Annotated in this window: 9 protein-coding genes; 1 reads left to right on the forward strand and 8 read right to left on the reverse strand. The window is 35.6% G+C overall.

Annotation, left to right across the window (positions count from 1 at the left end; all coding sequences use genetic code 11):
- Position 1 precedes the first annotated feature (1 nt).
- The 7 genes from C237_RS13845 to C237_RS0102520 form a co-directional block, all read right to left on the reverse strand.
- Complete coding sequence (locus tag C237_RS13845; protein WP_018674913.1) at positions 2-778, reverse strand: DNA methyltransferase; 777 nt, start codon at positions 776-778, stop codon at positions 2-4.
- A gap of 41 nt (positions 779-819) precedes the next feature.
- The gene (locus C237_RS12750; protein WP_018674914.1) at positions 820-1,869 is read right to left on the reverse strand and encodes a site-specific DNA-methyltransferase; all 1,050 of its coding nucleotides are present in this window, start codon (positions 1,867-1,869) and stop codon (positions 820-822) included.
- A 66-nt stretch (positions 1,870-1,935) separates the two neighbouring features.
- Entirely contained in the window at positions 1,936-2,781 is an 846-nt protein-coding gene (dinD, locus tag C237_RS0102505) for a DNA damage-inducible protein D (RefSeq protein ID WP_018674915.1), read from the reverse strand.
- A 6-nt stretch (positions 2,782-2,787) separates the two neighbouring features.
- The gene (locus tag C237_RS0102510; protein ID WP_018674916.1) at positions 2,788-5,709 is read right to left on the reverse strand and encodes a restriction endonuclease; all 2,922 of its coding nucleotides are present in this window, start codon (positions 5,707-5,709) and stop codon (positions 2,788-2,790) included.
- A 119-nt stretch (positions 5,710-5,828) separates the two neighbouring features.
- On the reverse strand, positions 5,829-6,863 hold the full coding sequence (locus tag C237_RS14890) for an HNH endonuclease family protein (RefSeq protein ID WP_018674917.1): 1,035 nt from the start codon (positions 6,861-6,863) through the stop codon (positions 5,829-5,831).
- Positions 6,864-6,968: 105 nt separating this feature from the next.
- Positions 6,969-7,532, reverse strand: a complete 564-nt coding sequence (locus tag C237_RS14895; protein WP_018674918.1) for a DUF262 domain-containing protein — start codon at positions 7,530-7,532, stop codon at positions 6,969-6,971.
- Between the two features lie 380 nt (positions 7,533-7,912).
- Entirely contained in the window at positions 7,913-9,898 is a 1,986-nt protein-coding gene (locus C237_RS0102520) for a urocanate hydratase (protein WP_018674919.1), read from the reverse strand.
- A 303-nt stretch (positions 9,899-10,201) separates the two neighbouring features.
- On the opposite strand from C237_RS0102520, the gene C237_RS14900 reads away from it, so the two are divergent.
- Positions 10,202-10,315 (forward strand): hypothetical protein, encoded by a 114-nt coding sequence (locus tag C237_RS14900; protein ID WP_245539691.1) that lies wholly within the window; start codon positions 10,202-10,204, stop codon positions 10,313-10,315.
- Positions 10,316-11,029: 714 nt separating this feature from the next.
- On the opposite strand, the gene C237_RS0102525 is transcribed toward C237_RS14900, so the two are convergent.
- Positions 11,030-11,311: transposase (locus C237_RS0102525; protein WP_018674920.1), on the reverse strand; the 282-nt coding region annotated here is incomplete at its 5' end.

Consider the following 11,311-nt stretch of genomic DNA (forward strand, 5'->3'; position numbering starts at 1 on the left):
TTTAAAACACAATTTTCACTTCTTCTTTATAGTGTTGCATAGTGCCGTTGAGGGTGGCAGTCCAGCCGTCTATAAACACGCTACCACTTTTTATCACATTAGAAAAATCCTCTTTGCTTACTCTTTCGCTATTGGTAATGTAGTAGTGATTACCGATTTTATAAACACTGTCCGTTACTACCTCTTCGGGTATTTGGGTAGGAGCGTCTAAACCTACGGTAAGGATCATATTATAAATACGGCTCATAGTGTCTTTGCTTATTTCTGGGAAGATAATTTGCCCGTCTTGTACTTCTAACTGCGGCGCATCTACGCTATCAAACCCTTTATAGCCGATATCGGGGATTTGCTGTTTGCCTTCTTCATTGATTTCTTGGATGATTTTCTCCCCTGCACGGTTCAGGCGTTCTATGGTAATACTTGAGATAATAGGCTCTAAACCATTATCCTTACAAAACTGAAAGGCAGGTTTACTCTTATCAATAGGTTCATCGATTTGACAGAGGATAAATTTTCGGTTACCGCCATCTTCTGCATTGAGTTGCATCACGGCGTGTCCTGTGGTTCCTGAACCTGCAAAAAAGTCGAGGATGATGTCGTTTGGATTTGTTGATAATTCTAAAATACGTTTTATAGTAAATATTGACTTTGGATAACTAAAATAACCGTCATTAAATAATTCTTTTATTACTTCTGTGCCTCTTTCATTTACAAATGTTTTTTCATCCCAAACACTTCTTTGCATTTTTTGGGTTTTACGGTACTTTTGAACTATCATGTACCCTCCATTCTTATTAGCTTTCCCGAAGATTTCTTTGTTTAATGCCTGTCTTGATTTCTCTTCTTTTCCCCATCTCCAAACCGTTTGTATTCCTTGTGATACAGCAGGCACAACTTTAACAAAACCTTCTTTTTGCTCAAGAGATATTTCAAGTAGTCCATTTTTATCTGGATTATTTGGATTGACAAAAAAGGATAGCATAAATTAGGACGATTTTTATCATTAAATTTTACATTACGATTTCTTAACTCCATCAAGTTAAAACCTCCAATATTATCAATGTACCGAAATTTTTTATTTACATCTTCAATCAAATTTAACTCATAGTTATTACTTTTGGAATACATTAATAAATATTCATGTTGTTTAGCTATTCCACCATAATCACGACCTCCACGATTGTTAATAATAATTGAGTTACTAACAAAATTCTCTTCCCCAAAAACATCATCACAAAGTAATTTTAAGTTCGCTTGTTCGTTATCGTCTATACTGATAAAGATTACCCCATCATCGCTAAGCAAATCTTTGGCAAGTAACAGCCGTGGGTACATAAAACTGAGCCAACCGTTATGGCTTTTTTTGCTTTTAAAACTAAAGTCCATGCGGTCAAAGTCTTCTTCACTCAAATTGGCAAAGCCCAATACTTCGGCTTCTTCTTTATCAAATTTATCAGGATAGACAAACTCATCGCTGGTGGTGTTGTAGGGTGGGTCTATGTAGATACATTTTATTTTTCCGCTGTAATGGCTTTTCAGGAGTTTTAGGCTGTCTAAGTTATCGCCTTTGAGTACCAAATTTTCGGTGGTATCGATATGTTTGCTTAGTGTAGGGTTGAGTTTTACTTCTTTTTGCGTTTTTTGGGTGTATTTTGCCCTGTCAAAATTTCTACCTATAAAGTTGAGTCCATAGCCGTTTACTTTGTCATCAATCGGTAAGCCTGCAATGGCTTTAAGCTCATTGAGGTCTATTTCGTTGTCTTTTAGTACGCTTGGGTAATGTTCTTTTAGAAATTGTACTAATTTATTTTCCTTTTCTTCTGTGCCTATTACAGAAAATCCTTGATTTATAAATTCTTGTTTGTTCATGGTTTGCTAATTCTTGTTTTAATAAAAGGCAGTTGTAAAGAAATTCTTTACAACTGAATTAGGGTTTTAGTTGTCGGTCTTAAATCCTTTGTTTTCTTTTAATGATTTAGTCTCTTCAGACTTTAGTTTTCTCTCTATCTTTTTTATATCTTCTTCAGGTTTTAAGTTTTCAGGAACTATACCACGAGAAAGCAATGTGTTTCTAACAGATTTGTTATTAGTGATATGTTCATCAGAAATTTGTTTTTCTGTATTCATACGCTTTTCTTTGGCATTGAAGATAGTGATTTCAGTAGCAAAGTCCTTAGCCTTTAACAAAATAGTGGGCATAAAATCTGCTAATGGCTTATTTTTTATTCCCCACTTATTTTTCATTTGTTGTGTGGTTTTATTAAATAAGGCTTTATCTCCTTTGCTTCGAATAAGCGCAAAATTGTTGTTCCCTCCTGTTTGTTCAAAAATAATATGAGAGAGTTCCTTTTCCGTTTCTGCTAATTTGTTTCTGGCTTGAATACGCTCAACTTCTAATATTTTTTGCTCTATTAACTCTGCTTTTCTTGTCTTAATGGCAAAATAAGTTTGTGCAAAAGCAATCTGCTCTTTACGAGAATCTCCATTTTGTGCTATTAGGTAACAGGCAAAGCGTGTGAGCATCATATCATCTATTTCTTTTTTTGCCCCAGAACCAATTTCGACCATCTTCCTGACGTCGGCAAAATGGTCTGATATTGCTTGCCCTGAAATCTCGCAGGCTGTTTTGGCTTTACTTATCACATTTTGAAAATTGTCCCACTTTCCGTATCCTAATAAATGTTGCAAATCTCTGGCTAACCAAAACTCCACACCATCTTGAGTGGTATGAACGAAATCTTCAAAATTTTGTGTTAATGTATATATGATATCTTTTTTCATAGTTTACTATTCTTTATCTTCTATCAAACTTGCCAATTGCGTTCGGTTGATGCGTTCTTTAAAAGATACTTTGATGGGCTGATCTTTGTAATGCTCACTTAAGGCTTCAAAATATTTCTTGGCAAAGTCTATTTTGGCTTTTTCCTTTTCGGGCACCTCTTGCAAGGTTTTATAGCCTTTAGTCTCTACCACTAAAAATACTTTTTTCCCCTCACTGTCTTTGATGGCATAACAAAAGTCGGGATTGTACTCTCCCATAGGTGTTTTTATTTTGAGTCGAGGCAATTTCCCAAAAATTTCTATACTATCCATATTGAGGTCTTGCTCCACTATATTCAGTTCAAAATCACTGTCGTATTCTATCACTTCCTCAAATACCCATTTGGACTTCAATGAAAAATCATCCGTAATTTCTTTTTGGAATTTACCTACGCTACCTGTATCCAAATAGGTTTTCCCTGCTTTGGTTTTAAACACATTGGGCAAGCCTATACCATTGATGCCATCATATCTGATATTGGCTTTGAGTATGGCTACCAAATTTCGATTGATGATTTCTGTGATTTCTTTTTGGGCTTGTTCTGGGTTGTTGCAAAGTATTTTATTTTTAAAATCATCACTCAACGCATTGAATATTTTTACAACAAATGATAGCGGTGTTTTGGTATTATTCGCCAAGGTACGCACCAACTCCAAATAATCTACTTTGCTTCGGTAAGAAATGGTATTGGATAGTTTTTCACTAATCGCTCCTTGTTGACCCATTTTGTTGATATTCAGCTCACTTCGAACCGTTTGTAATAATATTTTATCGATTTCGATGGCTTCAATAAGGGTTTTTATGTTCTCAATCAACTGTTTTTCTTTTTCGTCATCTAGCGTTTCCAATACATAAGACGCATTTCTGCTGATGGTGTTCCAAAGTTCTTGAAACTCTTTTAAATGAGTTGATTTGATATAGACTTTTTTCTTCTCCTTCTTCTTTTTAGCATCTTGGATATAGGCTTGTGCATCGGTTGCAAACAAGTTTTCTAAGGCTTTGATTTGTATTTCGGGCAAGTCCAGTGTTTTGAAAATGGCAGAGAATTTATCTGATTTTTCAAATACATCAATGCCGTCCACCGTGGCTTTGTAAACAATCAATTCTTCGTCTTCCATGGTGCGGTAGAGTTTACGAACGCTTACATCATCTAAACCGCCTTTTTCTTTAAGGATGATTTTAAGTTCTTGTTCTGTAAATACTTCTGCTATTAGGAAAGAGTTGCTTAAAATTTCATTTTGAATTCCCTCTACAAAACCCTGCTCTTTGCTGGACACCACTACATCTAGGTTATTGATTTTCCAAAACGCCTCTTGGTCGTTATCCAAATTTTTTAGCGTATAACGCTCTAAATTCTGATTGACACAAATACGCAACCCACACCTTATCTGCTGTAATTTAGATATTTCACTTCCTTGGTTAGATAGTTTACAAATGGTAAAAACATTCGGATTGTCCCACCCTTCTTGTAATGCCCAAATAGAGAAAATAAAGCGAGTAGGGCTTGCAAACGATAGCAATTTCTTTTTATCTTTTAGAATTTCATCCACTCCTATTCTTATTTTTTCATCTTTATTCCCTTTATCTCCTGAAAAATAACCTTTGTGAACTTTCAAGTTGTGTTCGCTATCAAAATCGTTTTGTAGATACTGATAATAATCGCTCGCTGGGTCTAGTTTTTTGATGATGTCTTCATATTGCTTTTTATATTCCTCTTCAAAAATTGTTTTTACCTTCGGATGATTCCCTCTGTATAGGCTGGTATCACTTTCCATAAAGAATAAGGTAAGTGCTTTTACCCTTTTTTCAAAGAGGGCTTGCTCTTTTTCAAAATGTATTTTGATGGTTTCCTTAATCATCATACGCAACGATTCATCCGAAAGAGAATAATCTACCTTTTCTATGGAGTTATCTGACAATACTATTTTATCTTTCAGAATTTTTTTGATATTTTTACCATTATAGACACTTCCCACACTTAGTTTTCGTTTGGCAAGTATCCCATTGGTAAGTGTATTGACATGGGCGATATTTTTAGACTTTATTTTCTCAATGCCCATCAGGGTGTCTGTGTTTTCTACCACATCTTGGGTATAAACCACAATTTTCTTTACCAAATTTTGTCTAAACGAAGAAATACTATCCAATACATACGCCACATTAGAGAGCATCAAACTGTCTTTTTTCTTAGGGAAAGTTGCTCCAAATCGTAAAAAATAATTGTTAAAACCTTCAAAGTAAGTTTTAAAGGCATTCCCCTCAAAGCGATGTGGCTCATCTATGATCACAATAGGGTCTAAGCGTTTCAGACACTCTAAATAAGACTTTGGAGATGTTTGTGTTGTCGCAAATAATTCAGGCGTGTAGATTTCCCTTTCTAATGAACGGTTCAAGATATTATCCTTGCTATTAAATGAACTGGGCGTCATTATTAAAACGGATAAATGAGTCGTGCCGATAAATTGTTTAACGGCAGAGATATTTCCGCCTTCATAAACAAAGGTTTCTATTTCCTTTTCTCTTTCGTTGGCATAGTAACTTTTAAAATAATCTTTGGTGTCTGCCAAATTGGTTTTTATTCCCTCGCGAATAGGTACAGTAGGGATGAGAATAATAAATTTTTTATATCCAAAATTTTTATTTAGTTCAAAAATAGTTTTGATAAAAGTAAATGTTTTCCCAGTACCGGTTTCCATCATGATATCGATGTTTTTAGAATCCTGAATAGGGAAATTATAATTATTCTTTTGATAATGTGCTTTTAGCACCTGCTCAAAAGGCTCTTTTTGGTGCAATTTTTCAAAAATACTTACTATGTTGTTTACACCATCTTCTTGATAGGTTTGCACCTCATATTGAAATTGTTTGCTCTCTGTCTTGGTCGTCATTTATTTTTTAATTCTATTTTTAGTGATTTTTTTATAACAAATCCTTATCTACTTCATTAGGTAGGTTAATTCTGAAAAGGCTAAGTTTTGTATAAAAATATTGAAAAAAACCTTGCGTTTTACTCAACTTTCAATTGTATATTATCCTTAAAGAAATTAAGAATATTAGCAATAAAATTTTCTTCCCTTTTTTCAATATCAAGTTTTAACCAATCTTCTTTTGGATAATTACTTAAATCTTTGACAATAGCAATAGCAGAATGGCTATATTTTTCCTTTTTCACACCAAAATAACCATTTCCTGCCTGAATATTTAACTTTTTCTCTAGAACAATTTTGTTCCCAAACTTATCTAAATACTCCGTAGCATCTTTTTTATTCCAACCATTATAATTTGTGTTTTGCCATTTTTTAGGAAAAATATGTTCGATATCAAAGGTTTCTGGAATTTTACTTTTCTGTGCTGGATTTAGGTACGCCTCTAAAAGAAGTAAATCACGGGAAAGCCTTGACGATGCTAATTCTTTAATCTTATTTTTTAGGGAATTTTCATTAAAGTTAATTTTAAATTGGAGTTCTTTTTTTTGATTTAAGGAAATACAAGTTGCATAAATATCATCTTTAATGGCATTGACCGTTGGGGCATCTATAAATTTAGCAAATAAAAATGATATGAGTTTTTTCAGCATCAATTCAAAATCTTGCTCAAAGGTTTCACTCTCTTTATTTCTTAAAAAGAAAACATTCGTTGCATATTTCCAATATTCATTTGGATAACACTTCAAACAATGTAGGTATTTTTTCGCGTTAGTAGATAGAGTATATGTATTTTCCTCATCAGGTTCTATTTCCATATTCACTAGCCTCCAAAACTTAGCCAACTGAGTTATTTCAGACATTAAATTCTCATCTTTTAACCGCTCGTATGAATCAGAAGCATAAAACTTTCTCAAACCTACCTCTTTTGACTTATCTTCTTTTCTTGCCCTCAAAATATGTGTATAATATCTAAAGACATCATCAATAGTTAAATCCCCTTGTTTACAGATCTGGGTTAATTCTTTCCATTCAGCCGTGAACTTTTTCTTATCTTCATCTGTATTTTTATTTCTGTAGATTTGAGCCTTAAAGATATCAGAATCCGTTAGTGGCATTCCTCTATCATTGAGGGTTGAAAAAATAGTCAGCGCTGTGTCTTGTGCATCACATTCGATAGGTAATATGATACATTTTTGTAGAATAGTAACGCACAATTCTTTCTACTGCATAGGATTATGGGTTGCATAATCGTCACACTTTTTCTTAAAGTATATAAAGTTCTTAGAATAGTTATCTTTTGCTGACTCGCTGGCAACACCTGTTTCTAATATTTTGTGAAAAGTTTCATTATCTTCTTCCGTGGCTACAAGTGACTGTATATGGATTTTACTTTTGTCAGAAACTTTTTGCGATATTGGATTGATATCCCAAATACAAGGAACAATTTGATTTTTTAGCCCCACTACATCTTCATCTTCCGTCATATCTTCCAGTTTTTTATAAAAGGCTCTTAGCATCAACATAAAAGAAGTGATTCTTTGCTGTCCATCAATAATTTCTTGATTACCGTTGTCATTTTTATAAGAAACGATCGTTCCTAGAAAATAATCTGCTCCAAGCCTTGCGTCTGTTTGTGAAAAATTTTCGATATCCACCCACAATGTTTCACATTTTTCAATATCCCACTTATAAGGTCTTTGATAATCTGGAATTATGAATTTCTTATTCTGCATTTCGCCAAACAATTTCCCAATTGTTTTTTTACTTACATGTAATTCAGCCATTATTTATCTAATTTTCATACTTTATTTATTCCTCCAAAGGTACAAAAAATCCTTTACAAAAGTATCTAACCCAAAATTTAAGAACTATCTCCCCGCGTGAGGGTGGAGGGCATTGTCGGAGTTCCTTTTTTGGCTTTTCTGAAAAAGCCAAAAAAGAACGACTGCTCGTAGACCGACCTTTTGCCTTTTCCTAAAAAAAGGCAAAAGGGCACGCCCTAATAATAATGGACAATGAATAATGGAGAATTGACAATTAAAAAAGAGGATACAAACACTCGGCTTGTATCCTCTTTTTAATGTGTAAATTTGATAATTCGTTAATGAGCCAATTTATTAGTAATGAGTTCATTGGCACATTTTCGAATCAACTCATTGGCTCATTACAACAACCCTTCATCCACTTCGTTTGGCAAAGTAACTTTAAGTAAAGGTTCGGCTTCCATAGCGCGTTTGATAGCGAATACGGCTCCTTCGTTTCTTGCCCAGCTGCGGCGTGATATTCCGTTGTTGACATCCCAAAATAGCATTGATTTTAGGCGTTGTTCGGCTTCTGGTGTGCCATCTAAAAGCATTCCGAAACCACCATTCATCACTTCGCCCCAACCTACGCCACCACCGTTGTGGATACTTACCCAAGTAGCACCGCGGAAACTGTCGCCAATCACATTGTGTATCGCCATATCGGCAGTAAAGCGCGAACCATCGTAAATGTTAGAAGTCTCACGATACGGCGAATCCGTACCTGACACATCGTGGTGGTCGCGACCCAATACCACAGGTCCGATTTTGCCCGCCTTGATGGCATCGTTAAAGGCTTTCGCGATTTTGATACGCCCCTCAGCATCAGCGTATAAGATACGGGCTTGCGAACCTACAACCAATTTATTTTCTTGTGCTCCTTTAATCCATTGGATGTTATCCGCCATTTGCTGTTTGATTTCATCAGGTGCGGTTTGCATTAGTTTTTCTAAGACTTCGCAAGCGATATCATCGGTTTTTTGCAAATCCTCTGGGTTGTTGCTCGCACACACCCAACGGAACGGTCCGAATCCGTAATCGAAACACATCGGTCCCATAATATCCTGCACATAACTCGGATATTTGAACTCCCTGCCCAAAGTTGGGTGTTCTGCCATCACATCGGCACCTGCACGGCTGGCTTCTAACAAAAAGGCATTTCCGTAATCGAAGAAATAAGTGCCTTTGGCAGTGTGTTGGTTGATGGCTTTGGCGTGTCGGCGTAAACTCTCTTGTACTTTTTCTTTGAACAATTCGGGTTGGTTTGCCATCATCTCGTTGGACTCCTCAAAGGTCATTCCTACGGGATAATAACCACCAGCCCACGGATTGTGAAGCGAAGTTTGGTCAGAACCCAAATCAATGGTAATTCCTTCTTTATCAAAGGTTTCCCAAACTTCTACGACATTTCCTAAATATCCAATCGAAACCACTTCTTTGTCGGCTAAGGCTTTACGAACGCGTTGTACCAATTCATCGGTATTGTCAATCACTTCGTGAATCCACCCTTGTTCGTGGCGAATTTTCGTGATTTTCGGATTGACCTCCGCACACACAGTTACGCAGCCTGCAATCGTTCCCGCTTTCGGCTGAGCCCCACTCATTCCTCCTAAGCCTGAAGTTACGAATAAGTGTCCTTTTGGGTCTTTGTTGATTTTTCTAAATCCATTCAGTACCGTAATCGTTGTCCCGTGAACAATTCCCTGCGGCCCGATATACATATAACTTCCTGCGGTCATTTGTCCGTATTGGGTAACGCCCAACGCATTGAATTTCTCCCAATCATCTGGTTTTGAATAGTTAGGAATCATCATTCCGTTGGTTACCACTACGCGCGGTGCATTTTTATGTGACGGAAACAAGCCCATCGGATGTCCCGAATACATCACCAAAGTTTGCTCATCGGTCATCTCGGCAAGGTACTGCATCGTGAGTAAATACTGCGCCCAATTCTGAAAAACCGCCCCATTTCCTCCGTAAGTGATAAGTTCGTGAGGGTGCTGCGCCACCGCATAATCCAAATTGTTTTGAATCATCATCTGAATGGCTTTTGCCTGCAATGATTTGCCTGGGTAGTCGTTGATATCCCTTGCATACATCTTATAATCAGGGCGAAAACGGTACATATAGATACGCCCATAAGTTTCCAATTCCTCACGAAATTCGGGTAACAAAGTGGCGTGATGTTTTTTATCGAAATAACGTAACGCATTTCGCAAGGCTAAGGTTTTCTCCTCTTCATTGAGGATTTCCTTACGCTTCGGCGCGTGGTTGATATGCGTTTCGTAGGTTTTTTTGGCAGGTAATTCACTTGGAATCCCTTGTAAAATCTGTTCTTTGAAAGTCATATATTGAGTCTATTTTTTAATAAATGTATTGGCATAAAAATACGGCTTTTTGAGCGATTGGCAAAATTGAATGTGAATCTGACCCTTCATTACTTTACTCCTCTACTACGCTTAAAATAATACTCTAATTGATAATGAACAGTTTACAATTCTCAATTATTCATTATTTTTGAGCATTCCTCTCTGCCTTTTTTTGGAAAGGTAGAGGATCGGCTATGGAATCGGCAGGAAAGGATTTGGAAGACGAAAATCAACAACAATTACTCAAAGGGACAGGGAACTCCTGCTACTAGAGCGGCAACAATGGAAGCTTTGCTTAAACAAAACTATATCAAACGCCAAAAGAAAAGCATAGTTCCTACCGAAAAAGGTTTGAAAGTATTTGAATGGGTCAAGACCGAAAAATCACTGATGTAGCATTAATGGGTAAATGAGAAGTCTCTTTCAATAGAAATGTCTATGGAAAACAGGTAAGCGATCAAGCGGTAATGGCATTATTAGAAAATAGAAAACCAATGCTCTTAAAAGGATTAAAGACAAGGCTGGAAGCAGTTTTGATGCTTATTTAGCACTACAAAAAGATGGTTCTACTTCATTTGAGTTTCTACCTTGCTCTAAAAATAAAAAAGGAAGACGAAAACGGAAGTAATCTTATAATATGGTTTAAGTAATGAGTGTTTAACGGCGAAAAATGCCGTCAATAGATAATCATCTAAACTTATTATTTGAAATGTTTGCATTAATACCCAAAAAGTGAGTATCAATGCAAATGAATAGAAATTCGATAAAATTGTAATTTTTTTTCATTTGGTTCATATATCTTTGAATTAACGGCGAAAAACACTGTTGTTAAATGTAAATTAATTAAAAAAGAGCTTAAATATACGAAGTCAATAAGAGGCATGAAATTAGAGGGACTTATAGTGACACGAAGTTGGTTACAAGATACTATGGATTTTTTATCTTTTTAAGCGTTAAAAGTTATTTTTAATCCTTACCTATAACTATTGATTTATTATCGACTGTTATAATATAATAATTTTAAAAAAATATTGTCCCAAATAACTTTGAAATGGAAGAAATGGACACTATCCCTTAAAGTGTGTAAGTTAAAAAGAGATGCTTAGGTTTTTAGAGTCTGAGTCTTTGGTCAAAAATAAGCATAAATTGGTTCAAAACCAACCCCCAATTCTTAATAGGCATCGACCATTTCTTAGTGGCTTCTCTTATAGAGAGATATACCGACTTCATAACTGCCTCATCGGTAGGGAAAGACATCTTATTTTTGGTGTATTTACGGATTTTTCCATTAAGATTTTCGATTAAATTAGTGGTATATATAATTTTACGGATTTCTAAAGGAAAGTCGAAAAATACGGTCAATTCTTCCCAATTATCTCTCCAAGACTTCAC

This window comes from Riemerella columbina DSM 16469 (assembly GCF_000374405.1).
In the GTDB taxonomy this organism is placed as follows: domain Bacteria; phylum Bacteroidota; class Bacteroidia; order Flavobacteriales; family Weeksellaceae; genus Riemerella; species Riemerella columbina.

Bases quoted from the DNA above. Each gene is read 5' to 3' on its own strand.
- C237_RS13845 (WP_018674913.1), bottom strand. From the start codon at position 778: ATGATAGTTCAAAAGTACCGTAAAACCCAAAAAATGCAAAGAAGTGTT.
- C237_RS12750 (WP_018674914.1), bottom strand. From the start codon at position 1,869: ATGAACAAACAAGAATTTATAAATCAAGGATTTTCTGTAATAGGCACA.
- dinD (WP_018674915.1), bottom strand. From the start codon at position 2,781: ATGAAAAAAGATATCATATATACATTAACACAAAATTTTGAAGATTTC.
- C237_RS0102510 (WP_018674916.1), bottom strand. From the start codon at position 5,709: ATGACGACCAAGACAGAGAGCAAACAATTTCAATATGAGGTGCAAACC.
- C237_RS14890 (WP_018674917.1), bottom strand. From the start codon at position 6,863: ATGCCACTAACGGATTCTGATATCTTTAAGGCTCAAATCTACAGAAAT.
- C237_RS14895 (WP_018674918.1), bottom strand. From the start codon at position 7,532: ATGGCTGAATTACATGTAAGTAAAAAAACAATTGGGAAATTGTTTGGC.
- C237_RS0102520 (WP_018674919.1), bottom strand. From the start codon at position 9,898: ATGACTTTCAAAGAACAGATTTTACAAGGGATTCCAAGTGAATTACCT.
- C237_RS14900 (WP_245539691.1), top strand. From the start codon at position 10,202: ATGGAAGCTTTGCTTAAACAAAACTATATCAAACGCCAAAAGAAAAGC.